General features: G+C 39.9%; 21 protein-coding genes and 1 riboswitch. Of the genes, 11 read left to right on the top strand and 10 right to left on the bottom strand.

Annotated elements, in window-relative coordinates; translation table 11 throughout:
- Positions 1-35: 35 nt before the first annotated feature.
- On the bottom strand, positions 36-1334 hold the full coding sequence (locus tag FFM66_RS01485) for a PTS sugar transporter subunit IIC (RefSeq protein WP_137604825.1): 1299 nt from the start codon (positions 1332-1334) through the stop codon (positions 36-38).
- A gap of 210 nt (positions 1335-1544) precedes the next feature.
- Here FFM66_RS01485 and FFM66_RS01490 point away from each other — a divergent pair, with 210 nt between their 5' ends.
- A complete protein-coding gene (locus tag FFM66_RS01490; protein ID WP_137604826.1) occupies positions 1545-2987 on the top strand; it encodes a family 1 glycosylhydrolase in 1443 nt (480 codons plus the stop codon).
- A 21-nt stretch (positions 2988-3008) separates the two neighbouring features.
- Here the strand turns inward: FFM66_RS01490 and pnp are convergent, their stop codons facing one another.
- Together pnp and rpsO are read right to left on the bottom strand one after the other, a co-directional pair.
- Positions 3009-5123 carry a polyribonucleotide nucleotidyltransferase gene (pnp, locus tag FFM66_RS01495; RefSeq protein ID WP_048604476.1) on the bottom strand — a complete coding sequence of 705 codons (2115 nt, stop codon included), beginning with the start codon at positions 5121-5123 and terminating at the stop codon, positions 3009-3011.
- Between the two features lie 220 nt (positions 5124-5343).
- Positions 5344-5613 (bottom strand): 30S ribosomal protein S15, encoded by a 270-nt coding sequence (gene rpsO / locus FFM66_RS01500; protein ID WP_048604477.1) that lies wholly within the window; start codon positions 5611-5613, stop codon positions 5344-5346.
- A 227-nt stretch (positions 5614-5840) separates the two neighbouring features.
- On the opposite strand from rpsO, the gene FFM66_RS01505 reads away from it, so the two are divergent.
- Positions 5841-6692, top strand: coding sequence for a MurR/RpiR family transcriptional regulator (locus FFM66_RS01505; RefSeq protein WP_137604871.1), 852 nt, complete (start codon positions 5841-5843; stop codon positions 6690-6692).
- 50 nt (positions 6693-6742) lie between these two features.
- Here the strand turns inward: FFM66_RS01505 and murQ are convergent, their stop codons facing one another.
- A complete protein-coding gene (gene murQ / locus FFM66_RS01510; RefSeq protein ID WP_137604827.1) occupies positions 6743-7639 on the bottom strand; it encodes an N-acetylmuramic acid 6-phosphate etherase in 897 nt (298 codons plus the stop codon).
- A 260-nt stretch (positions 7640-7899) separates the two neighbouring features.
- Here murQ and def point away from each other — a divergent pair, with 260 nt between their 5' ends.
- Positions 7900-8463, top strand: coding sequence for a peptide deformylase (gene def / locus FFM66_RS01515; RefSeq protein ID WP_048604482.1), 564 nt, complete (start codon positions 7900-7902; stop codon positions 8461-8463).
- 60 nt (positions 8464-8523) lie between these two features.
- Here def and FFM66_RS01520 read toward each other — a convergent pair whose 3' ends face one another.
- The 5 genes from FFM66_RS01520 to FFM66_RS01540 form a co-directional block, all read right to left on the bottom strand.
- Positions 8524-9039 carry a transcription repressor NadR gene (locus tag FFM66_RS01520; protein ID WP_048604483.1) on the bottom strand — a complete coding sequence of 172 codons (516 nt, stop codon included), beginning with the start codon at positions 9037-9039 and terminating at the stop codon, positions 8524-8526.
- Between the two features lies 1 nt (position 9040).
- Positions 9041-9877, bottom strand: coding sequence for a chorismate mutase (locus FFM66_RS01525; RefSeq protein ID WP_048604484.1), 837 nt, complete (start codon positions 9875-9877; stop codon positions 9041-9043).
- A gap of 13 nt (positions 9878-9890) precedes the next feature.
- On the bottom strand, positions 9891-10589 hold the full coding sequence (locus FFM66_RS01530; RefSeq protein WP_048604485.1) for an NAD-dependent protein deacylase: 699 nt from the start codon (positions 10587-10589) through the stop codon (positions 9891-9893).
- Between the two features lie 114 nt (positions 10590-10703).
- Positions 10704-11816 (bottom strand): PQQ-dependent sugar dehydrogenase, encoded by a 1113-nt coding sequence (locus FFM66_RS01535; RefSeq protein WP_137604828.1) that lies wholly within the window; start codon positions 11814-11816, stop codon positions 10704-10706.
- Positions 11817-11953: 137 nt separating this feature from the next.
- Positions 11954-12865: an EamA family transporter gene (locus tag FFM66_RS01540; RefSeq protein ID WP_137604829.1), complete on the bottom strand. Its 912-nt coding sequence runs from the start codon at positions 12863-12865 to the stop codon at positions 11954-11956.
- A 161-nt stretch (positions 12866-13026) separates the two neighbouring features.
- Here FFM66_RS01540 and FFM66_RS01545 point away from each other — a divergent pair, with 161 nt between their 5' ends.
- The 7 genes from FFM66_RS01545 (at position 13027) to ypfJ (ending at position 21741) form a co-directional block, all read left to right on the top strand.
- Positions 13027-13323 (top strand): hypothetical protein, encoded by a 297-nt coding sequence (locus FFM66_RS01545; protein ID WP_048604488.1) that lies wholly within the window; start codon positions 13027-13029, stop codon positions 13321-13323.
- Positions 13324-13539: 216 nt separating this feature from the next.
- A riboswitch (Lysine riboswitch) is annotated at positions 13540-13713 on the top strand.
- Between the two features lie 135 nt (positions 13714-13848).
- The gene (locus FFM66_RS01550; protein ID WP_137604830.1) at positions 13849-15447 is read left to right on the top strand and encodes an ABC transporter permease subunit; all 1599 of its coding nucleotides are present in this window, start codon (positions 13849-13851) and stop codon (positions 15445-15447) included.
- Between the two features lie 64 nt (positions 15448-15511).
- On the top strand, positions 15512-16255 hold the full coding sequence (locus tag FFM66_RS01555; RefSeq protein WP_048604490.1) for an amino acid ABC transporter ATP-binding protein: 744 nt from the start codon (positions 15512-15514) through the stop codon (positions 16253-16255).
- 129 nt (positions 16256-16384) lie between these two features.
- Positions 16385-17731: an amino acid permease gene (locus FFM66_RS01560; RefSeq protein WP_137604831.1), complete on the top strand. Its 1347-nt coding sequence runs from the start codon at positions 16385-16387 to the stop codon at positions 17729-17731.
- A gap of 155 nt (positions 17732-17886) precedes the next feature.
- Complete coding sequence (gene brnQ / locus FFM66_RS01565) at positions 17887-19239, top strand: branched-chain amino acid transport system II carrier protein (protein WP_048604492.1); 1353 nt, start codon at positions 17887-17889, stop codon at positions 19237-19239.
- A gap of 97 nt (positions 19240-19336) precedes the next feature.
- On the top strand, positions 19337-20839 hold the full coding sequence (locus FFM66_RS01570) for a helix-turn-helix domain-containing protein (RefSeq protein ID WP_048604493.1): 1503 nt from the start codon (positions 19337-19339) through the stop codon (positions 20837-20839).
- Between the two features lie 14 nt (positions 20840-20853).
- Positions 20854-21741 carry a KPN_02809 family neutral zinc metallopeptidase gene (ypfJ, locus tag FFM66_RS01575; RefSeq protein ID WP_137604832.1) on the top strand — a complete coding sequence of 296 codons (888 nt, stop codon included), beginning with the start codon at positions 20854-20856 and terminating at the stop codon, positions 21739-21741.
- 287 nt (positions 21742-22028) lie between these two features.
- Here the strand turns inward: ypfJ and FFM66_RS01580 are convergent, their stop codons facing one another.
- A complete protein-coding gene (locus tag FFM66_RS01580) occupies positions 22029-23678 on the bottom strand; it encodes an ATP-binding cassette domain-containing protein (protein ID WP_137604833.1) in 1650 nt (549 codons plus the stop codon).
- A gap of 252 nt (positions 23679-23930) precedes the next feature.
- Between FFM66_RS01580 and FFM66_RS01585 the strand changes: the two genes are divergently transcribed.
- Positions 23931-24497: a GNAT family N-acetyltransferase gene (locus FFM66_RS01585; protein WP_161527100.1), complete on the top strand. Its 567-nt coding sequence runs from the start codon at positions 23931-23933 to the stop codon at positions 24495-24497.
- The last annotated feature ends 253 nt before the right edge of the window (positions 24498-24750 follow it).

Genomic DNA, 24750 nt, shown 5'->3' on the forward strand with positions numbered 1-24750 from the left:
AAGAATTCACCTGCTCTTCTAAATATGACTATTAATTATTCCGTAACTGGTTCTCCTTTTTCTTTTTCTAATTGATCTTTATCATAAATAACCACGAATGGATAATAGATTACGATAGATAAAAGAATCAAAAGAACATTTAGTACGGCAGCACGCCAATCCCCACCTGTTGCAAGGAAGGCACCGATAGGACCAGGTAATGTCCATGGTGCAGTAACGGTAACTTTATTTACTAATCCTAAACTCGTAGCTCCCCATGCAATTGTAGCGCTAACCACCGGTGCCACAATGAAAGGAATGATCAGAACAGGATTCAAAACAATTGGCGTTCCAAATATAATTGGCTCATTAATATTGAAAACTGAAGGAAGAAAGGCTGTCTTCCCTAATTTTGATGCATACTCAGACTTACAATAAAACGCAAGTAAAATAGCTAACCCAATCGTACAACCTGAACCACCAATCCAAATAAACCATTGGTAAAACGGTTCTGCAGCAATATTGGGTAAATCTTTTCCATCAGCTAATGCGGTTGTATTACCTTCTAATAACTGAAGCCATAATGGGCGTGCAATTGAACCAATAATCGATACCCCATGAATACCAAATGACCAGAAAAACGTGATCAAGAATACCAACAACAACACGCTTGGCAATGAATCTGCCGCTGTCACGACCGGTCCAATCAATTTTGCCATAAATGTATGCCAATCAAATCCCAAGAAATAGGTGATTACGGACATTCCTAAAATAATGATCAGAGTTGGTGACAATGCCTCGAAAGAACGTGCAACAGATGGTGGTACTTGTTCCGGCATTTTAATTTTGAATTTTGATTTGTCTGTCAACCGATAAATTTCTACGGCAAGAATAGATGTCACGATACAGACAAACATTCCTCCGCCCCCAAGATAAGTCATTGGTAAAACAAATCCCGAAACACCTGCAACTTCTGCAGCTTCTGGTGCAATATTAATTGGTGTAAAGGTTAGCAAAAAAGCAATTGCAGCTAGTATTCCACCAGATAACTCGTCCAGTTTATACGAGTGTGCCAGGCTATGACCGATTCCAAACGCCGCATACAGTGACATAATGAACATTGTCATCCGGTATGGCAATAAAATAGTTGCAGCATTTGATGACAAGAATTGATAAAGTCCCCAATCTTGTGGGATTGGTGGGAATGCAACGATCATAAAAAATGAGCTAACGATAATCAATGGTAAAGTTGCTACAATACCATCACGAATTGCTCGTAAATGACGTTGACTGCCCAGCTTTTCCATCGGCCCGGCTAAGTGCTGTTCCACAAACTGTGTAATCTTTGTTAACATTTTTTTCTCCTCCTATCTAATTTTGAAGAAATCTGAATAATATAATAAGTTCTAGATAGATTTCTTCCTTTTAAAATGATAACGATGGTTTCGCTTTCATTTCATTTATAGTATAATTTAAATGAAATGAAAATTCAATACATATTTACACCTAATTGAATTTTCATTTCTTATATTTTGCAAATTTTTTATATAAAGGAGCTAAACAACATGAATAAGATACTTTGGGGCGGGGCTACCTCCGCAAGCCAATATGAAGGAGATCTGCGAAAAGGCTTAGATACCCAAGATTGTCGTGCCTATCTTCCTAGAACAAGTACGAATACGATTACAACTCGTTTACTAAAACAAGCAGATCTTGAAGAAGCAAAAAAGAAAGATCCGATTAATTTCTATCCTTTCCGGAAAGGGTCATTAGGTATTACCCACGTTGACGAAGATTTGGATTTATTAGAAGAATTAGGTGTCGATATCTATCGACTATCCATTAGCTGGAGTCGTTTATTCCCAAATGGTGATGAATTGATTCCAAACAAAGAAGGCATTGCGTATTATGACCATATTTTTAAACACCTTAAAAAATCTAAAATAAAAATTTTTTTAACAATCAATCACTATGCTTTGCCACTCCATTTGGTAGAAACGTATGGTGGATGGGCAAATAAAAAACTGATCGATTTCTATCTGCGATTAGTCGAAACTATATTTAGTCATTGGGGAAACATGATTGATTATTATCTTCCCTTTAACGAAATAAATGCTGGATATTTCAGCCCATTTAACGGTGTAGGAGTACTGAGAAAATCTGATGATAGTTACGATTATACTGAGGTATTTCAAGCACTGCATCACCAATTTGTGGCCAGCGCTAAAACAATAAGATTAGGTAGAGAAATGAATGTATCTGGAAAATTTGGTTGTATGATTGCCTGTTTTTGCTATTATCCATTGACTCCAAGACCTGAAGATAACCTAAAGCTTGTTTTAGATGAACAAGTGAATCAATGGTTTTGTATGGATGTTTTAGCAAGGGGAAGTTATCCCTATTACATGGAAAAATTTTTTAGGGAGCATCACGTTCACTTAACGATTACTGATGAAGATCGTCAATTATTGAAAAACTTTACAGCTGATTTTGTTTCGTTTTCTTACTATTCATCAAGTATTTGTACCATCGATGAAACAAGTGAACAACAAGCAGGAAATTTGGTTGCCACTCACAAAAATCCCTACTTACAAGCTAGCGAATGGGGGTGGCAAATTGATCCGCTCGGTATTCGCACTACTTTGCATAAAGTCTATGATCGTTATGAGAAACCGGTGATTATTTCTGAAAATGGCTTTGGAGCAAGAGATGTCTTAGAAGATCTAGCAATTCATGATACGTATCGAATTGATTATTTTGAAAAACATTTTAAAGAAATAATCAAAGCAAAAGAAGAAGGCGTTGGAATAGAAGCTTATATGGCATGGGGAATTATTGATATCGTTTCTGCCGGAAGTTGTGAGATGGCGAAACGTTATGGCGTGATCTATGTCGATGCTGATAATCACGGAAATGGTAGCTACAAACGCTATAAAAAAGACAGCTTTTACTGGTATAAACAGTTTATCGCGACTCAAAAAGTACAATTAAAAAGAGAAGAGCCGTAACTTGCTCTTCTCTTTCCTATTTTACTTCTCGTCTTTATTTTCTTCCTTCAACAATGCTTTGCGGGAAAGGTTTACCCGTCCTTGCTTGTCAATTTCTGTTACCTTCACAAGGATTTCGTCGCCTTCTTTCACGACGTCTTCGACTTTGTTGACCCGTTCATTTGCCAATTGGGAAATATGAACCAATCCATCTTTTCCTTTGATCAAGTTGACAAAAGCGCCAAATTTTTCAATGCGGACAACTTTACCTAAGTAAACTTCACCGACTTTGATTTCTTTGGTTAAATCTTCAATGATCTTGATGGCTTTTTTGATCATTTCAGCATCTGCTGAAGCGATCGAAACATTTCCTTCTTGATCGATATCGATTTTAACGCCTGTTTCTTCAATGATTCCGTTGATCGTGTCGCCGCCTTTACCAATAACATCTTTGATTTTGGCAGGTTCGATTTGGATCATTTCAATTTTTGGTGCGTATTGGCTCAATTCTTTCCGTGGTTCAGCAAGAGTTGATGTTAATTGTGCCAAAATTTCCATCCGAGCTTTTTTCGCTTGTGCCAAAGCTTCTTTTAAGATTTGTTCTGTAATTCCTTGGATTTTGATATCCATTTGCAACGCAGTGATACCGTCTTTTGTTCCGGCAACCTTAAAGTCCATGTCGCCTAAATGGTCCTCTAGTCCTTGGATATCCGTTAAAATCGTATAATTTTCACCATCGGAAACAAGTCCCATTGCAATACCAGCTACAGGTGCTTTGATTGGGACCCCTGCATCCATTAATGCCAAAGTTCCCGCACAGATACTTGCTTGTGAAGAGGAACCATTTGATTCCAATACTTCTGCAACTAAACGGATTGTGTAAGGGAAATCTTCTTCTGATGGAATCACTTGTGCCAATGCTCGTTCACCTAATGCACCATGACCAATTTCACGACGACCTGGAGAACCGGCACGACCGGTTGACCCAACAGAAAATTGTGGGAAATTGTAATGATGGATAAACCGTTTGAAATCTTGAACGCCTAAGCCATCAATAATTTGATGTTCCCCAAGGGGTGCTAAGGTACAAGAAGACAGGGCTTGCGTTTGTCCACGAGTGAAGAGACCTGATCCGTGAACCCGAGGCAATAAACCGACTTCAGAATCCAATGCTCGAATTTCATCCAATTTACGGCCATCAGGACGAATTTTATCAATCGTAATCAATTCACGAACGACATCTTTTTCAAGATCTTCCGCAATTTGTTTGATTTCTTTTGTTAATTGACCTTCATTTTCATCACCGGCAAATTTTTCGGCATAAACTTCCTTGACGGTTTCTTTTACCTTTTCAATTTCATCTTCCCGTGCTAATTTTTCTTCTGTCAGTACGGCAGTTTTCATGATTGGGTAATATACTTCATAAACATCTTTTTTCAATTGTTCATCGACTTGTAGTAAAGTTACTGTCATTTTTTCTTTGCCGACTGCTGCTTTGATTTCTTCTTGGAAAGCCACCAATTCTTTGATAGCGTCAAAGCCAAAGAGCAATGCTCCCAGCATTTCTTCTTCTGAAGCTTCTTGTGCACCGGATTCTACCATGTTGATGGCTTGTTTCGTTCCGGCAACTGTCAAATTGATATCTGACACGCCATCTTGTTCAACGGTGGGGTTCAAAATATATTCACCGTTCACACGACCAACTTCAACGCCGGCGATTGGTCCGTCAAAAGGAATATCTGAAATTGATAATGCCAATGATGACCCTAACATCGCTGCCATCGCTGGAGAACAATCTTGTTCCACGCTCATCACGATATTAGTTACTTGTACTTCATTACGAAATCCTTCGGCAAACATTGGTCGAATCGGACGATCGATCAAACGAGCAGTCAATGTTGCTTCTGTGCTTGGGCGGCCTTCCCGTTTGATAAATCCTCCAGGAATTTTACCGACAGCATACATTTTTTCTTCATAGTTGATTGTCAGTGGGAAAAAGTCTGTGTCTTTTGCTTCTTTTGAGGAAACAGCGGCACTTAATACGACGGTATCGCCATAACGAACTAATACGGCACCATTTGCCTGCTTGGCTAATTGACCAACTTCTACTTCCAAGGGACGTCCGCCCCAAGTTGTTTTAAATACTTGCTTTGTCATAAATGCTCCTTCCCTGTGAACAGCGGGCTGCTACTAAACAAATGAAAACAGTGACACTTTCACTTCTTTCATTTGGTTAGTAGTAAGCCGTACCACGATTCACAGAATGCTTTTTTTGTAGTTATTTTTCATTCCGTCCTTCACCACAGACTAGAATCGAAAAAACAAATTCGTAGCAAAAAAAGTGAGATTCGTGTGAATCTCACTTTTAGCGTTTTGATTAACGACGTAATCCTAAAGCTTGGATCAGTTCGCGGTAACGTTGAACGTCAGTTTTACGTAAGTAAGCTAACAAGTTACGACGGTGACCAACTTTTTTCATAAGTCCACGATAAGAATGGTGGTCTTTTTTATGGACGCGTGCGTGTTCATTCAAGTGGTTGATATCTTCAGTCAATACAGCGATTTGTACTTCTGGAGAACCAGTATCTCCTTCATGACGGGCGTATTGTTTGATGATTTCATTTTTACGTTCTTTTGAAATTGCCATGTTTTTCACCTCTTCCTAAAAAATTCTCCCTATAACTGAGTATCGCGTTGGTGATTCGCCAAACCAAGTGACAGGTGGTGCATAATGCACAAGCTTACTTTACTTGATTCGTTGAAAAAAAGCAAGTTTTTCTTGCTGAGACAACAAAAGTAAGCGTATTTTCAATCCGGAAAATTTCCTTTGTATGCTATAATAGTTGATAAATGAACATAAAGGTCGGTGAGCATATGAGCGTTATTTCTCGAATTGAAAGTATTCAAAATGAACTTTCTGCTTCGGAAAAAAAATTGTTCCATTATATAAAACAAAATCCAGAAAAGGTGCCTGCAATGACAGCTGAACAATTGGCTGTTGCGACCAAAATTAGTGCACCTACTGTGGTTCGCTTTGCAAAAAAAATTGGTTATCAAAGTTTAACAGATTTTAAAATTCAGCTTTCTACAGAAATCCATCAGCCCATCAATTCAACCGGTTATTCGGATGTTGATCCTAGTGAATCCATTGAGATTCTCAAAACTAAAATGAGTCATAATGCCCAAATCACGATTCAGGAAACTTCTGACATTCTTAGTGAGGAGATCCTGTTAGCCGCACTCACTCTTTTGGAAGCAAAGGAAAAAATTTTCTTAGCCGGCGTAGGTGCCTCTGAATTGGTTGCTGAAGATATTTTGCAAAAGTGGGGACGAATCGGAAAATCAATTCGCATCGAAAACAACTATAATAATCTTCTACCTCAGCTGGTTAACAATCAAGAAACTTCTGTCCTTTGGCTGATTTCAAACTCCGGACAAACACCTGAAATCATTAGCTATGCTGAGTATGCTAAAAAATTGAAGATTCCGGTTATTTCCTTGACACGTTTTGGCAATAACCCTTTGTCCAAGCTGGCAGATGTAGCCATTCAAGTCTCACGTCCCAAAGAATCAGACCGTAGAAGTGCAGCAACAAATTCGATCATTGCACACTTTTTAGCGGTAGATATTTTGTTCTATCTATTCATCAGCAGAAACAATGAAAATGCAGAAAAAATCAACCGTTCTCGCGAAATCATCGATGTTTTTCGCGAAAAATTTTTATAACAAAAAATATCGATCCCAAATCTGAGGTCGATATTTTTTCACATCATCTTTTATAATGTTTTTTTCACAAAACCGTTGGCATACTTCAGTTTGGCAGCTGCTTCGGTTTTACTGCTGTTGGTTAAAATCATCACAATTGCCAATTTAACGTCTTGTTCTGCCGCTTCAAAATATTTTGCTGCCGTGTCATAATCAGCTTCTGTCGCCTGCATAATGATTCGTTTGGAGCGTTCAACCAATTTTTCATTTGTCGGCTTCACATCAACCATCAGATTATTATAAACTTTTCCGATACCGATCATAGAGATTGTCGAAATCATATTCAAGATCAGTTTTTGGGCTGTACCTGATTTCAATCGTGTTGAGCCAGTTAGAAATTCCGGTCCACAATCTACTTCAATAGGAAATTGGGCATGTTTAGAAATTTCTGCATTTTTGTTACAGGAAATCGTAGCTGTTGTTGCACCGATAGTCGTTGCATAATCCAATCCACCGATCACATACGGTGTGCGGCCGCTAGCGGCAATCCCGATTACCAAATCATTTTTCGTAAGTGCCAGATTTTTTAAATCTTCACCACCTAATTCTTTGGAATCTTCTGCCCCTTCGACTGCTAAGGTCATTGCTTTTTCTCCACCGGCAATCAATCCGACCACCATACTTGGATCAACCCCAAAGGTCGGCACACATTCGGCTGCATCTAAAACTCCCAGCCGCCCACTCGTTCCGGCACCCATATAAATCAGTCGCCCCCCATTATTGAAGGAAAAAATAACCTTTTCAATTACTTGTTTAATATTGCTTAATTCTTTTTCAACAGCGAAAGCAACGGTTTGATCTTCTTGATTCATAAGCTCGCATGCTTGTGAAATTGACATTTCGTCTAGCCTTAACGATTTAGGGTTTCGCTGTTCAGTAGTCAGCTTCTCTAGATCTATCGTATTCATTTTCATCCACTCTTCTCTGTCTGATTAACCTCTATCTTCTATTTAAACAATAAAACGTTTTAAATCATCTTCATCGGTTAAAAGTATACTTCACCCCATCAAAAAAAGCAATGATTTTTCTATTATTTATACAAATGTATGAAATATCATTTCACTAGCGTTTAAAATCCGTAAAGATTTTCATAACGTTTTGCCTTGCATAAAAATTTTGTGTTAAACTATTCAATAATCAAGAAAACAATCCTAGAGGTGGAAGATACATGATAACAATGGATGATATTATTCGGGAAGGTAATCCAACTTTACGAGAAGTTGCAAAAGAAGTCCCTTTACCTCCTACTGATGAAGAAATTCAATTAGGACATGATATGCTGGAGTTTTTGAAAAATAGTCAAGACCCAGTAAAAGCAGAAGAATTGGCGTTACGGGGCGGGGTCGGTTTAGCCGCACCACAACTGGATATTTCAAAACGGATCATTGCGGTGCACGTGCCATCAGAAGATCCAGAAAGTTCCGAGCCTGTTTTAAGTGCCGTCATGTACAACCCTAAAATTTTGAGCCATTCGGTCCAAAGTGCTTGTTTGGGAGATGGCGAAGGCTGTCTGTCCGTGGATCGCGAGGTGCCCGGCTACGTTGTTCGTCATGCCCGTGTAACCGTGAGCTATTCCAACGAAAAAGGGGAAAAACAAAAAATCCGGTTGAAAAATTACGAAGCAATCGTTGTTCAACATGAAATCGATCATTTAAACGGTGTAATGTTTTACGATCATATCAACGAAAAAAATCCTTTCGCTATTGAAAAAGGTGTATTGGTCATCGAATAAGCTACAGAACAAAAAAGCTGCCGAATATTCGGCAGCTTTTTTACGTATATTGGCTTTCACTTAATTTTCCTGATATAAAATTCCTTTGTCTGCCAACGCCTGTTTGATTTTGACCAAATCTTCCTCTTTTTGATAGCAAATGGTATGCAGATGGATACCATTTGTCAGTTCAGACAGCAGGCTGGCATTGGTTTTTTGATAATTCTTGAGAAAATCAGCGATGTCTTTTTCATTTTTAATGTAAAGACCACCGACTAATTCGCCGTAAAGCTCATGTTCCACGATGACATCGATGATTTCACCACCAAATGCCAAAATCGTTTCAAATTCTTCACGAATCTGAGAAGCATCGTGCTGCACGGCAATTTTAGTCGTTTTTCCGATTCCCTCTTTTTGAAATTTGTATCCTCTGGCAGTAGCAATAATCGCCGCCCCTGCTGCCCGCATCAGCGCGACATCTCCTACGATGATTTGACGACTGACACCGAACTGTTGAGCAAATTTACTTGCGCTGATTGGTTTTTCAGCTACCTGTAATTGTTTCAAAATTTCTTCTCGCCGCAAAGTTCCCTCCAAATCATTCAGCTCCTTTGATTTGTGCCTGATATGCACGGGAATGTTTCATGATATCTTCAAAAGAATGTTGGATAGTTTCCCGATAAGCTGGGTTGTTGACTGCTTGACGCACATTGTCCAGCACTTTTTCTTCTCGCTTGCTGTCTAACACGTTGGTATTTGTTTGTTTTTTGATTGCGCCGATTTCTGCCACCGCATCCATTCGTTCTTCTAATAATTGGGCGATTTTGCGGTCCAAGGTATCAATTTTTTTTCGTTGAATGGTCAAAGGTTCTTCCGTTTTTTCTGTTTCAATCCGTTTGATAACTTTAGCGGGATTCCCTCCCAGCACCACGTTGTCTCCAAATGATTTTGTCACGACACTGCCGGCTGCGACAACAACATTGTCACCTAACGTCACCCCGGGAATAATCACCACGCCGCCGCCAAGCCACACATTATTTCCCAACGTGATGGGCTTGCCGCTTTCCAGTCCGCTGTTGCGTTTCACCGGTTCTAGTGGATGGGTAGCCGTCAGTAATTGTACATTAGGACCAATCATGCAGGCATCCCCAATCGTAATTGGGCAAATATCCAACAAAGTGCAATTAAAATTTGCGTAGAAATTTTTTCCTACTGAGATATTGTAGCCATAATCAAAGGCAACAGTTGGTTCCATGTAGATTTTCCCTGCAACATGGCCAAACGTTTCCTTCAATAATTGACTGCGGATATCGCCATCTAATTCATGATTAATCAGATGCATTTGCTCCCGAGAATGTTTTCGTTCAGTAACCAATACCGGATCTTCGGCAAAATACAATTCGCCGGCAATCATTTTTTCTTTTTCTGTTTTCATTTCGTTTCCTCCATTAAATAAGCTGGAATACCGCTTCACCGGTACTTTTCACCATGGTAAAGGGGGCATCCATTCTTAAATTTGTTTGATTGATTGCCAAAATCTCGGCATTTTTTTGACGATAATGAATCAAGTCGCAAAAAGGATGTACTTGAAAAGTCGTCCCTACAACCACCAGCAACTCCCCGTTAGCAACAGCGTCAATTGCTTGCTGCAAGGTCTCATCTGAAAAACCTTCTCCATACAAAACAATATCTGGGCGAAGCTGTCCGCCACAAGTTGCATGACGATCTGATTTTAAATACTCCTGCCAAGGCACCGTTTGACCGCATTTTCGGCAAAAACAGTGATACAGGCTTCCATGAAAATCGACTAATTTTTGGCTGCCGGATTTGCGATGCAACCCGTCAATATTTTGCGAAACTGTCCATACCTCTTTTGTTTGTTCTAGTTCCGTGATTTTTTGATGGATGACATTTGGCTGTGCCTCCGGATGATAGAGATGTAAAACAAAGTGATAAAATTTTTCTGGTTCCCGCAGCATGCATTCATGGCTCAACAGATATTCCGGACGTTCCATTCCGTGGTAAACCCCTTGCAGTGAACGGTAATCGGGAATCCCTGATGCCGTGGAGACACCGGCACCTGTTAAAAACGTGATTTTTTTCGCTTGACGGATCTTTTCTGCCGCCTGTTCTAACTGACTCTCCATCTTGAATCACCTCTTCTTTTAGTATACCGTTTCTTAAAAAAAGATACAGATAAAAAAAGAAAAATCGACAAAAATTCTGCCGACTTTTTGGTTCTCCATTTAGTTGGTTCTTTGTTACTCAGTAGCTAGTCTCGTCAAAGGAACCTGCACAAGGCGATCATCATTTTCATTCGGGGTTCCTCTACCGTCAGAATTATTTGTAACAAAATACAATTGGTCCTCCATAATATAGATGTCGCGAATGCGCCCGTACTCGGTCAAACGTTCCGTCACCTTCTTGCCCGGTGAATTCACTTCCAACACGGCCGTTCCCCGCAACGCTGCTACATAAAGATTGTCTTCGTGATAAGCCATTCCTGAAGGGGCCCATGTTTGGTCACTGCCGGAAGTAAACAACGGCTTTCTCATTCCGGTTTGTGTCTGATTTCCTTGGATCACCGGCCAACCATAATTTTTTCCAGCCTCAATCTCATTGATTTCGTCATTGGCAGAATCACCATGCTCACTGGCGTATATTTGCCCATCTTCCCCCCACGCCAGACCTTGCGGGTTACGATGACCATAGCTGTAAACATAGGAATCAGCAAACGGATTGTCTTCAGGAATCGATCCGTCCAAGTTCATCCGCAAAATTTTACCCGTCAATGAAGTTTCCTCTTGTGCACGTTCTTCATCCAACGCATCACCGACTGTGGCGTATAATTTTTTATCCGGACCGATTTTTAAACGTCCACCATGATGAAAACTCCCTGCTGGAATTTGATCCAAAAGAACATTTGTTTCTTTCCACTGATTCTCTTCCAGTTTCAATTGAATCACACGACTAAAGGTTGCACTATTTTCATAGGTATAATATCCGTAAGCCGTTTGTGATTCGTCGAAATCTTCACTCAAAACAAATCCCATAAAGCCAGCTTCGGCTGCATCAGACAGGGGTTCGGCTAAATCCACTTTTTGCCGTTCTACTTTCCCATCGGTGATTTTTGCAATAGTGCCGCCACGTTCGGAGACATAAAATGTTTCGCCGTTTTTTTCAATTGCCCAGGGAATCGTCAAATTTTCTGCTAAAACGGTGATTTCTTCGGTTTCTTCACTCTCAGTGGTGGAAGGTGCGGTTGACAAGGATTCACTGGTCATTTCCGTAGAACTTGACTCTTGGATCGGTTGATTGCTACAGCCGCTTAGAAATACTATGCCTAAAATACCCACTAGCAGGATTGTTTTCATTCGTCTTCCTCCCGTTTTTTGGCTTCGCAACGTCTCTCTTCTACCCTACCATCGCCGTTTTTTCCTGTAAATGAATCTGCCTAAATAAGCCGTCCCCCATTGGATACGGCTTATTTCAGAAGAACTATTTCTTTTTATCAGGCGTCATAAAATCCTAAAATCATGATACCAATCATAATTGCGGCAATCACAAGATAATGCTTAGCAGTTAATTTTTCTTTTAAAAAGATTCGACCTAAAAGGATAGAAACTACGGCATAGGCTGAGATCACAGGTGCTACAGTAACCGCCTCTTTGGTGGAAATCGCTCCCACATAAAAAAATTGGCCCAACGTTTCAAGCAAAGCCGCAATCCCCTTATCCCGCTCCCGAAAAACAAGAACACTTTCTTTTTTCACGATTTCCAAATACGCCCATAAAAGGAGCGCCACAATAAAGAAAGTCAATTCGTAACTCATCAAACCCTGATCTTCCGGCATGATTTTTTTGTATTCCAAATAATAGCTGTCTAAAAATGTACCCAGTCCATCAATCACCATGTATAAAATGGGAAACAAAATCGCAATCGCACCGATCCGATATTTTTTCTCAACACGGACCCCTTCTGCCACCAATTCGGCATCATCTTGCTGCTTCTCAAAAATCGACAGTAACAAAATCCCCACCAATATCAACAGAATTGCTGCCAACTGAATACCATTGATGCGATTGCCCATAATCAAAAAGCCCAATCCGGCAGTCACTGCACCAGAAGAATTACTGATAGGAGAAGAAATGGATACTTCAATGTAACGCAACCCGAAATAACCGATTGCCATTGATAAAATATACATGCCAGAAACCGGCAAATACAGCAACAGATTTTTCCAATCATAGCTGATTCCTTGATAGACCACATAATAAAACAGCACGTGCAGACCCATGACCAGCCCCACCATGATCGTGGTTTTCATCGCACTGTGGCGATCTGCTTCCTGATTGCCTTTTTTGTAGAAAAGATCTGCTGCCCCCCACGCTAAAATCGTAATGATCGCCGAAGCAAACCACATACCAAACACTCCCTTTTTTCAATTTATCTCTTAAAAACTATCCTAAAGCATCGAAATCGTCAATCAATTTTTTAACTTCTTGCAGGTTTCACCGATCCCCTCATGACACCCTTTGGAAAACGTGGTAAAATGACCATGGAATAAAAGTGAGGTGAATCTATATGGTACCATTTATTATTTACTGGGCAATCATTCTTGTTTGTATCGCTTGGTTAGCATTGAGCGTCTTCTTTTCAATTTTTTATCTAGCTCGCAAAGAAAATGGCAATCTTTGGGCATTTGGTTTGTTCAACGTAATCGCAGCTATCGTGTTGGCGATCTCATTAGCCGTTTATCGTACATGGGGTTGGGGCATCACACAATATTCAAGCCTGATTTATTTGATTCTAGGATTATTGATCGGTTTGACTGTTGTTCAAGCAATTTTAGGTCGTGAACCTAAAGCTAAAGCAGCTTAGACTTTTGAACAAGCGGAAGATTTGTTTCGCTTGTTTTTTTATATGCAATTTTTATGCATAATTATCAACACTACCAATGTAAAACTATTCTGACAAAGGATTAGCATCCATCACTATAATATTTCTTGCGTTTTTATACGCAAATCGATTGACAAGCCCTTTTTATTCGGGTAGTCTTTTAGGTGTACGAAACAACTGAATACGAGATGCCTCATTCACTGAGGTAGAGGTCGCGAGGTTCATTACCCCTGTGGAGCAAAGCAAATGCGCAGAAACAGGACTAGGGAACATCGCCGAAATGAATAAATCTTTGCTTGGTTTATTTGTTGGGACGCAAGTCAATAGCTTGCGGACTGTCTTAGCAACTTGCTAAGATGCGCTATGTTTTTGTGAGAGGCTTGTCGACTAATCACCAGTCAGTCCACAGCCGTTCCTTTTCATAGGGTACGGCTGTCTTTTTTTTCGACGATGCCAGCAATTGATACCCTTTATCTCGTTCAAAAAAATGGAAAAAAGGAGAAAGTTATGAAAAAAAAGGTTTCGGTAACAGTATTATTTGCGTTCATTTTGTCAATCATTGGATTAGGGGGAACCTTAACCGCTTTGGCAGATGAAAAAACACCTGAAAATGAATTTCGAGTAGGTTTAGAAGCAGGGTATGCTCCCTTCAACTGGTCCCAGCAAACGGATGCCAATGGTGCAGTGAAAATCAGTGGGCAACAAGCCTATGCAGGCGGTTATGATGTCCAAATTGCCAAAAAAGTTGCTGAAGGATTAGGAAAAGAATTAGTCATTCAACAAATCAAATGGGATGGCTTAGCACCTGCCCTACAATCAGGAAAAATCGATGCAATCATCGCCGGAATGTCTCCAACAGCGGAACGAAAAAAAGAAATTGATTTTACGGACCCCTATTACGAGTCTCAATTGGTTATTGTTACGCAAGCTGACAGCAAATATGCAGACGCAAAAAGTATCGAGGATTTTGCCGGTGCAGCACTGACCGCCCAATTAAATACTTTCCATTACAATGTGATCGATCAAATTCCTGATGTTAAAAAAGAACAGGCGATGGATAATTTCTCTGCCATGCGAACTGCCTTATCCTCCGGTGTGATCGATGGCTATGTCAGCGAACGTCCAGAAGGTATCACCGCTGAGAGTGTTGATAAAAAAATGAAAATGATCGAGTTTGAAGATGGACAAGGATTTGAAACCAATCCAGAAGACGTTCAAATCGCTGTCGGAATGCGTAAAGGCGATCCGGATGTAGCAAAGGTCAACGGGATTTTAGCTGGAATTTCTTCAGCCACTCGAATTGAAACAATGGATCAAGCCATCAAAGATCAACCTGCCGCTACAGATAAAGGCGAAGAAGATGCGGGACTTTTAGGGGATTTCAAAAAAATCCTCAGCCAATACGGCATGTTGTTCTTACGAGGCTCCCTATTAACCTTGGGCGTAGCGCTGTTTGGTACGATTGCTGGAACAACGATTGGTTTGCTGATTGGCGTTTTCCGGACCGTACCGAAATCGGAAAATAAACTGACTTTTATTTTCCAAAAAATCGTTAACTGGCTATTGTCTCTTTACATTGAAATTTTCCGAGGAACCCCCATGATGGTACAAGCAATGGTTATCTTCTACGGTTTGGCATTGGCCTTTGGCTTGAATTTAAACAAAACCGTTGCTGCTTTGCTGATCGTTTCCGTCAATACTGGTGCTTATATGTCCGAAATCGTTCGGGGAGGAATTTTCGCAGTCGATGAAGGACAGTTTGAAGCGGCGCAAGCCATCGGAATGACCCATAATCAAACCATGAGCAAAGTTGTTTTGCCGCAAGTTTTACGAAACATTTTACCGGCAACCGGAAATGAATTTGTAATCAATATTAAAGATACTTCCGTTTTAAGTGTTATTGGTGTTGCTGACCTGTTCTTCCAAGGAAATTCCGCCTCAGGTGCGAACTTCCAATTCTTCCAAGTCTTTACGATCATCGGTATCATTTATCTTGTGATGACCTTTACGATCACTCGGATTTTGCGTCTGGTGGAAAAACGGATCGATGGTCCAGCTTCTTATGTTCAATTAGATGAAGAAGAAGTTCTTCCCCAAGAAAAATAAAGCGAGACAAGATTACCGGCAGAAATCGGTTGAACTTTTCTGCCTAAGAATGAGGAGGCAGCACATGTCGAATACAATTATCGAAATCAATCACCTGCAAAAAAGCTTTGGTGAAAATGAAGTGTTAAAAGATATCAATCTGAAAGTCAACAAAGGAGAAGTGGTAACGATCATCGGTTCTTCTGGTTCCGGGAAATCTACCCTTTTACGTTGCATCAATTTACTGGAAAAACCTACTGGCGGCGACATTCTTTATAAAGGAGAAAATGTCTTAGGCAAAGATTACAGCTTGTCAAAATACCGCACAAATTTGGGGATGGTTTTCCAATCCTTTAATTTATTCAATAATATGAACGTTCTGGAAAACTGTATGTCCGGACAAACTACTGTATTGAAAAGAAACAAATCTGCGGCGCGACAAGTAGCGTTAGAAAACTTGGAAAAAGTCGGGATGGAACGGTTTGTCGATGCTCGTCCGTCACAGCTTTCCGGTGGACAAAAACAACGGGTGGCAATCGCCCGCGCGCTGTCAATGGAACCGGATGTTATGCTTTTTGATGAACCGACTTCTGCTCTTGATCCGGAAATGGTGGGAGAAGTTCTTAAAACCATGGATGATTTGGCACACACCGGATTGACCATGCTGATTGTGACCCATGAAATGAGCTTTGCCAAAGAAGTTTCTGATCGAGTGATCTTTATGGATAAAGGGGTCATTGCCGAAGAAGGAACGCCAGAAGACATTTTTGTTCATCCGAAAGAAGAACGAACCAAAGAATTTTTACATCGGGTATTAAAAGAAAGATAACCATTTTATCGGCTGATTATCTATCAGCCGATTTTTTTGTAGATTTTAACGAATTCACGATTCTGATTGAAATTTTCAGAAAATTTCGCTAAAATGGCAGGTATGACAAAATGTTAGGATGAAAAAACTATGGAAAAGAAACAAGAATTAGAACGCGGGCTGAAAAATCGTCACGTCCAATTGATTTCGATTGGCGGAGCGATCGGTACCGGGTTGTTTTTAGGATCAGGTAAATCGATTCAATTGGCAGGTCCCTCCATCTTATTTGCCTATATGATTACCGGCGGAATTTGTTTTTTGATTATGCGGGCTTTAGGAGAGTTGCTGCTTTCAAATGTAGAGAATCACTCGTTTTTAGATTTTGTTGCTGAATATTTAGGAAAAAAATGGGCCTTTATCACCGGCTGGACCTATTGGTTTTGCTGGATTTCGATTGCAATGGCGGATTTGACTGCAATGGGCCTTTATGTGCAGTATTGGTTCCCTACAATTCCACAATGGCTACCGGAAATCATCGCCCTTGCTCTGCTCCTTTCCTTAAATCTGATTGCCGTTTCGTTATTCGGTGAATTGGAATTTTGGTTTGCCCTGATCAAAGTCGTGGCAATCATCGCCTTGATTGCCATCGGCGGTTACATGATCGTGACTCGCTTTCAAACTTCTGCCGGTCCGGTTCAAGTCTCAAATCTTTGGAGCCACGGCGGTTGGTTTCCAAAAGGCGGAAAAGGCTTCATCCTTTCGTTTCAAATGGTGACCTTTGCCTTCGTGGGCATCGAACTCGTGGGGTTAGTTGCCGGAGAAACGGAAAATCCTAAAAAAGTTTTGCCGGAAGCCATCAATAATATTCCGATTCGGATTATTCTCTTTTACCTTGGTTCGTTGTTTGCAATTATGGCCATCTATCCATGGAATAGTTTGGCAACCAACGAAAGTCCTTTTGTGGAAGTTTTTTCTGAGATTGGAATCACTGTCGCTGCAACGGTGATCAACGTCGTCGTTTTGAGCGCCGCCGCTTCTGCCTGTAACAGCGCAATTTACAGTACCGGTCGGATGCTGTTGTCTTTAGCACAAGAAGGCAGTGCCCCTAAGAATTTCACCAAGTTGACCACCCACAAAGTTCCCGGAAAAGCTTTATTCTTCTCGGCATTGGTAATTTTTGTTGCCGTAGTATTAAACTTTTTTATGCCGGATCAAGTATTTACGGTCGTAACAAGTATTGCCACGACATGTTTCTTGTTCGTTTGGGGCGTGTTGGTCTTTACTCACATGAAGTATCGCCGCAGCATGATTGGCAAAAAGAATCATTCCTTCAAAATGCCGTTTTATCCATTAAGCAATATTTTGATATTTGCCTTCTTGCTTTTTGTTTTCGTTGTCTTGCTGCTTTCACCGGAGACCCGTTTAGCCGCACTGGTCACGCCAGTCTGGTTCCTTATTTTACTAGGTATCTACTACCTCAAATTCGAAAAGAAATAGCTCTTTGCGTCTGAAATCTGTTAAAATGATTTCAGGCGTTCTTTTTAGTTTGGGTTCAATTAACGCTTATTTGTATAGAAAATTTAGAAAATTCTTGCGAAAATTGAAGAATTTTGCTATTTTTGGAGAAATACATTTCTTTTAGGGGGTAGAAAATGGAGAAAAAATTAACGTTTAAAGATTATTTATTCATCGGTTCCATGCTGTTTGGTTTGTTTTTTGGTGCAGGAAATCTGATTTTTCCCGTTCACATGGGACAAGAAGCCGGCGGGAATATTTTCTTTGCCAATTTGGGCTTTTTGATCACTGGGATTGGACTGCCTTTTCTTGGTGTCGTGGCGATCGGTATGTCACAAAGCAGTGGCTTGTATGACTTAGCCACCCGGATTAATAAAAAGTATGCAATGGTCTTTACCATCTTGCTTTATCTTGTAATCGGTCCTTTTTTTGCTTTGCCTCGATTGGCTACCACCTCGTTTGAAATCGGAGTCGCTCCGTTTGTCCCACAGGAATCTCATACTCTTTTTTTAGCGGTATTCAGTCTACTCTTTTTTGCACTGGCTTGGTGGGTTTCCCGCAAACCAACAAAATTGCTGGATTACGTAGGAAAATTTTTAAATCCCCTATTCTTACTATTGCTGGGCATTCTATTGTTGTTCGCCTTTTTAAACCCGATGGGTACGGTCTCTTCTGCTGACGTCGCAGTTTCTTACGACACTCATCCTTTTTTCACCGGCTTTACGCAAGGCTACAACACCCTTGATGCCTTAGCTTCCTTGGCATTCGGGATTATTATTGTTACCACTATTAAAGGGATGGGGGTTACAAAACCGGCAACGATTGCTATTGATACGGTAAAATCCGGTTCCATCAGTATTTTATTGATGGGAATCATCTATACCTTGCTAGCGTACATGGGAACCATGAGTTTAGGAAAATTTCCTATTAGTGAAAATGGCGGTGTGGCATTGGCACAAATCGCCAATCACTATCTGGGACGAACGGGAAGTTTTCTCTTGGCTTTGATTGTAATCACTGCTTGTCTAAAAACAGCAATTGGATTGATTACCGCCTTTGCTGAAACCTTTGTCGAATTGTTTCCCCGTAGAAGCTATCAACTTTTTATCGCAGTTGCCAGTATTTTACCGGGCATTTTTGCCAATGTTGGCTTAACAAAGATCATTGAATTTTCCACACCGGTCTTGATGTTTATTTATCCGCTGGCGATGACCTTGATTTTACTCGCCTTGTTGAGTCCGTTGTTTGGGCACCATCAAATCGTTTATCAAATGACAACAGCTTTCACGCTGATTGCTTCGATTTTGGATGGGCTGAATGCTTCTCCTGCATTAATCAAAGAAACTTCCTTCGTACAATTTTTACTTTCTGCCGCTGAAAACTACCTGCCTTTTTTCGCTATCGGAATGGGCTGGATCTTACCAGCAGGACTGGGCTTTCTCCTTGGAATTCTTTTGAGTTTGACAAAACGGTCAGAAAAAGAAAATTAATTGCAGTATTTGATCATTTCGCGAGGTTTTCAACTGACAGCAAATAAAAAAAACGGTACAATATTTGTAGGGAGTAAGGTTTATAGGAGGGTGTTTTATGTTGTACGAAGAATTAATAATGGATTCAACCACATTATTAAAATATCAATTATATAAAAAACTGATGTCGGTGGGGCAGACAAGCTATCCCGTATCGCAAATTGCCACGGAGATGAACTTGAATTACCAACAAACAGTGATCGACTTGACAGAAATCGATGCAGAATTGAGTGAGCTGGATCCTCACTATCAGTCGATTTTTGTGGGTGCCGGAAAAGTGAATTGTTTGAATCTATCCTTCACCATCGATAAGTACCGCTATCATTTATTAAAAAGCTCGATTCCGTTTCAATTTGTTCTCTATTTTTTAAACGAAGAAAATCCATCTATCGATGATTTTTGTGTCCGTTACCACTCCAGTCGGTCAACGGTTTCTCGTAAAATTGACAAATTGAAACGTCATTTAAAAAAATTCAACATCCGCTTCACCTACACCGAAGCAAGTATGGTAGGCGATGAACGGCTGGTTCGGCTGGCTTTGTTTAATATCGTCTGGCTGGGGGCACGGGGATTAGACTGGCCTTTTGCCATTTCTGAAAAAAAAGCCGATGCCTTGGTCAAAGATTTCGGCAATTATTTTCCTTTGTCACGTACGTACATGGGACAATTGGAACTGCGCTATTTTGCCGCAATCGTCCTTTCTCGAATCGAAAAAAAACATTTTGTTAAGTATGACAAAGCCTATAATTTTTTGATGTTGAACAATCCTTATTATGATTTCAAAAAATTCAAAGAGCATTTTGGGGATTCCTTGGCACCGCGTCAAGTCAAAGCAGAGACCAGCTATATCTATTTTCTCGCTCACTTTATGCCATTTTATACCCGCGAAGATGATCCGACTTTGCAGCAGACAATCCAGGATTTTTCCACAAGAGAAAACCCGATTTATCCGTTAGTCACTGCTTTCATTGCTTTTGCAAAAGAGAATTTTTTCAACGAACGGCCACAGATTTTAGATCAGCCGATTATTTTGGGCAACTTGATAAACATTACGTTTGCTTTTTACATTTTTAAACAACCCTTCCCAATCATCCAACGTCTAGTGGTTGCCCCACGGAAAAAAGATGGCACGATTCGGGAGATTGAACAAAAAATCTCTGCCTTTTTTACGGACTACAAAGCGACAAATGAAAACGCAGAAACCGGCTATATCACCGAACAAACACAAGAACTGATGACCAAAGCTTTCAAAGATGTCTTGCTTCCTTTCTATGATCGGGCAAAACACACGAAAAAAGTCAAAGTAGGTATTGCGCTAGAACACAACTACTTGCTGGTCAAAGGATTGTATCAATTTTTGGAGGACCTGCATTTTGTTGACGTCGAACGCTATGATCGGCAGCAAAAATCCGCCTATGATCTTGTTATCAGCTCTTCCTTGCTATTAAAAGACAGTTATCCAGACATCAACATTTTCTTATGGGATTATTCAGGAGAAGACGAACAATTTATTATTTTGTATAAAACACTTCGTAATCTAAGCTCTGCAATCAATCATTAAAAGGATGTGATGACATGCGTTGGAAAGGCGATCGCCGCAGCTCAAACGTTGAAGACCGCCGCAGTTCCTCGCCAGTTTCAGGAAAGCTTCTTGGCGGTGGAGGTATTGGAATGTTGCTTCTAGTCATCTTCTCGCTGCTTTTTTCCGGCGGCAACGTTGACCTCGGTTCTATTCTCGAAGGTGAAGGTGCCGGTGGAAATTACGACACGACGATTGTTCAGCAAGCCAATCCTGCCGCTGATTCGGAAACCTCTGAATTTACTTCCGTTGTTTTTGCTCACTTGGAAGATTACTGGACCGCTGCTTTTTCAGAAAGTGGGCGTTCCTATACGAACCCAACCCTTGTCTTATATTCCGGCAGTGTTCGCTCAGCTTGTGGACAAGCCAGCTCAGCCATCGGTCCCTTTTATTGTCCCGGCGATCAAAAAGTTTATTTGGATTTAAGTTTTGCAGATGAATTAGCCAATCAATTCGGAGCCTCCGGTGATTTCGCCATGGCTTATGTCATTGCCCATGAAGTCGGACACCATGTCCAGTATGAGTTAGGAATCACACAGCAAATCGAAAAATTGCGCCAGCAACTTTCTGAAACGGAATTCAATAAATACAGTGTCCGTCAAGAATTGCAAGCCGATTATTTTGCCGGTTCTTTTGCTAAATATCTTGCTGGAGAAACCTATAACGGGCAACCGATTTTAGAAGTAGGGGATATCGAAGAAGCGATGTATGCTGCCAACCAAATTGGAGATGATACCTTGCAAAAACAAGCACAGGGCTATGTTGTGCCGGATAGTTTTACCCACGGAACATCTGCTCAACGGGTTGCTTGGTTTGAACGGGGTTATCAGTACGGTGATTTTGAACACGGCGACACCTTCTCTGCCGCCAATCTGAATCTTTAGATTTCTAAACTAATCTTAACAACTTTCCAAGACTTTCGTCACAATTTATTCACATTTATTCCTTACTATATAAGCATACCAACAAACAACCCTAACTAACACTTTTTCATTTTTAACTCCTTCCCGCCAGCTACCCACTGGCGGGTATTTTTTTTGATTAAAAACAAATTTTTATTTTTTGAAACATTTTCGTCACGATTTGTTCACATCTTTTGGTTAATCTATACTCATCCCAATAAACAACCCTAACAAAACACTTTTTCATTTTTTACTCCCTTTCCCGTCAGCTACCCACTGACGGGTATTTTTTTGTGGGTTGCTTCATCGGTAGTTATCATTTGCAAGTGAGCATCCCGTAACTCTACTACATAATCAAATGACTGAATAAATTGTTCATTTTCTGAATGCGTGACGACAATGACGATTTTATTCTTTATTCCACTAATAATTTTGGAGATTAAATTTTCATTCTCCAAATCCAATCCAGATGTGGGTTCGTCAAAAATAAACACATCTGCATCGGTATAAATCCCTCTAGCAATATCTAGCCTGCGTTCCTCCCCACCACTCAGTTTATTTTCCATATCGAGCTTATAGGTCTCTTTGTCTTCGCTATACTTTTGAAGATTTGTTTTTTTCATTGCTTCTTTAAATTGTCCATCATCCAAATTTTGAAAGAGCGCAACATTCTCTTGGATACTTCCTTCAAAAATTGCTGTTTTTTGTGGAATATACGCTATCTGTCCAAAAACTGTTGCTTGCTTGATTGAAGCAATGTTTCTATTATTGACGAAAACACTGCCGCTTTTTGGTTTTCTTATGCCCATGATTATTTCCAGTAATGTGCTTTTCCCTGTTCCACTGCGTCCTTTTATTGCATAGGTCTTTCCTTTTTCAAAGGTAAAACTTATATCCTTAATGATAGGCACCTTATTGTAATCAAACGTTATGTTATCAAGTAAAATCGTTTCTATTCCTGTAACTTCATAGTCCCTATCCTGCTGCTGTTGCTCCTCTTTCAATAAACTCAGTATTCTATCTGCAATCGGTTTACTGGAAGTAATTTCCGTGTAACAATTGGAAAAAGCCTGAATCGGTCCGGCGATTGTTCCCATTAGCGTAGTCATCGCAATCAGTTCTGGTAAAGTTGCTCGATTATTTAATACAAAAAAACCACCGACGATCCAAGTTCCTGAATAGACGATATTTCCAAGACCATAGATGATGGTGAAGGTCTTTCCCTGAGATGCTTCAAAATCAACAGCGGCATCTTTGACTTTCCCACTGGTAATTTGTAGTTTATGTTTAAAACGAAAGGCAGCATTACTTATTTTCAGATAAGCTAAATTTTTTGAGAATTCCTCATACCTTGCTAAATACGTATTCTTATTGTCTTGCCAAAAAGAACGTTTCCCTTTTAAAACATGTTTGCTTAGTAGTGGACTGAAAAATGGTACAAAGGCTAAAAGAATCATGACGCTTGCTAAAGGACCGTTTACAATAAAAGAAGAAATAAATGCAATGATGAACACGCCAATTACCTGTACTGAAAACACTATCTGTCTAAGATAATTTGTCTCCAAAATCTGTAAATCATTTGTCATATGAGCGATTCTTGAAGAAGAAGGTTCTTTCATGCTCTTCAGAATGTCTTCATCTAAATAACGGGTAGTCAGATCATTTCTTAAAGCATCCATAATTGTTTGGACTAATTTAGTGGATGTTAGTCGGGGCAAATAATCTGAAATAACTTCTACTATAAAATAAACAATAGCCAGCAAAGAGATTTTTATAAAATGATTGAGGTCCCCTTTCGTTGCTGCTTCAGATAAAAACTGATAGACAAAAGCAATACATACTGTCATAAAAGCAGCAAATATGGCAGAACAAAAATATGTGACCGACAATAATTTATATTGCTTAAAATATTTTTCCAATAAAATTCCTCCTTTCCAAAAAATACCTTCAAACAACTTAGATACTTATTTTTCCGTATAATTATTCAAATGAACATGGTCTCATTATATGTTCATTTGCATTCGGTTTCAATCTTTTTAACCATCATTTTTTCTTATGATTTCTAGCTTAAAATCCACGGATTTTTACTAATTATTGATTAAAAATCAGTTTCCTATTCCTTTTACCGTTTGTTCCATATGCTAAAATAAGAGAGAGAGGAGTTGCAGGATTTGATTATTCGAAATTATCTGACTAGTGATGAAAAAGAATGGATAAAATGTCGTTTGCTAGCATTTTTTGATACTAGTTATGCCACAGATATCCGATGGGAAAAAGAACAGTATAAGGAAGCTGTTGAACTGGTGGCTGAAGAAGATGGGCAGCTTGTAGGCTTTTTGGATATCGAATTGCACTCTGCCTTACAAACAAATAAAAACCAAGCGGGTGGCGTTATTTGGCATATGGGCGTTCTTCCAGAATTCCGCCAAAGAAAAATTGCGCAACAATTGTGGTATACCGCTCGACAACTTATGCTGGAACAGGATATTCATTACTGTGAATTATGGACTCAGGAAGATCTTGCCGCGAATGCGTTTTATCGCAAGCAAAAATTTCAACTATTACCAGAATCTACCTATCTGCGATGCAGCTTAAAACCAAATACTTATTCCCTTCCATTAACTGAAACGTTTAATCCAACCTACTATGTGGAGAATTATCTTTTTCAAGCACCGTTGACCGATAAACAAGCATTGCTTCCAATTTGTGAATCCATACAGGAAGTTTATTACCCATAGTAGAATAAAAAAACCTTGTTATATACTCCGCAATAAGCTTTGGTGAAATATTCTTTTGTCTTTGAGTTTGTATGTATTTCTTTGTAATCAATTTCATTTGCCAAAGGAGTTTCAACAAAATTCAGCAATCCGTAGAACTGACAAATATCAACCTATATCTTCAGTTAGCAAGAGTCTTTACCTATGATAAAATATGGTGGAGCAACAAAAGGATTCAGATGATTACTCCGCATACTTCAACAGATTTTCTTCT

It is taken from the genome of Enterococcus songbeiensis, assembly GCF_005405265.1.
GTDB classification, from domain to species: domain Bacteria; phylum Bacillota; class Bacilli; order Lactobacillales; family Enterococcaceae; genus Enterococcus_C; species Enterococcus_C songbeiensis.

Coding starts and splice junctions, on each gene's coding strand:
- FFM66_RS01485 (WP_137604825.1), bottom strand. CDS start 1,334: ATGTTAACAAAGATTACACAGTTTGTGGAACAGCACTTAGCCGGGCCG.
- FFM66_RS01490 (WP_137604826.1), top strand. CDS start 1,545: ATGAATAAGATACTTTGGGGCGGGGCTACCTCCGCAAGCCAATATGAA.
- pnp (WP_048604476.1), bottom strand. CDS start 5,123: ATGACAAAGCAAGTATTTAAAACAACTTGGGGCGGACGTCCCTTGGAA.
- rpsO (WP_048604477.1), bottom strand. CDS start 5,613: ATGGCAATTTCAAAAGAACGTAAAAATGAAATCATCAAACAATACGCC.
- FFM66_RS01505 (WP_137604871.1), top strand. CDS start 5,841: ATGAGCGTTATTTCTCGAATTGAAAGTATTCAAAATGAACTTTCTGCT.
- murQ (WP_137604827.1), bottom strand. CDS start 7,639: ATGAATACGATAGATCTAGAGAAGCTGACTACTGAACAGCGAAACCCT.
- def (WP_048604482.1), top strand. CDS start 7,900: ATGATAACAATGGATGATATTATTCGGGAAGGTAATCCAACTTTACGA.
- FFM66_RS01525 (WP_048604484.1), bottom strand. CDS start 9,877: ATGAAAACAGAAAAAGAAAAAATGATTGCCGGCGAATTGTATTTTGCC.
- FFM66_RS01530 (WP_048604485.1), bottom strand. CDS start 10,589: ATGGAGAGTCAGTTAGAACAGGCGGCAGAAAAGATCCGTCAAGCGAAA.
- FFM66_RS01535 (WP_137604828.1), bottom strand. CDS start 11,816: ATGAAAACAATCCTGCTAGTGGGTATTTTAGGCATAGTATTTCTAAGC.
- FFM66_RS01540 (WP_137604829.1), bottom strand. CDS start 12,865: ATGTGGTTTGCTTCGGCGATCATTACGATTTTAGCGTGGGGGGCAGCA.
- FFM66_RS01545 (WP_048604488.1), top strand. CDS start 13,027: ATGGTACCATTTATTATTTACTGGGCAATCATTCTTGTTTGTATCGCT.
- FFM66_RS01550 (WP_137604830.1), top strand. CDS start 13,849: ATGAAAAAAAAGGTTTCGGTAACAGTATTATTTGCGTTCATTTTGTCA.
- FFM66_RS01555 (WP_048604490.1), top strand. CDS start 15,512: ATGTCGAATACAATTATCGAAATCAATCACCTGCAAAAAAGCTTTGGT.
- FFM66_RS01560 (WP_137604831.1), top strand. CDS start 16,385: ATGGAAAAGAAACAAGAATTAGAACGCGGGCTGAAAAATCGTCACGTC.
- brnQ (WP_048604492.1), top strand. CDS start 17,887: ATGGAGAAAAAATTAACGTTTAAAGATTATTTATTCATCGGTTCCATG.
- FFM66_RS01570 (WP_048604493.1), top strand. CDS start 19,337: ATGTTGTACGAAGAATTAATAATGGATTCAACCACATTATTAAAATAT.
- ypfJ (WP_137604832.1), top strand. CDS start 20,854: ATGCGTTGGAAAGGCGATCGCCGCAGCTCAAACGTTGAAGACCGCCGC.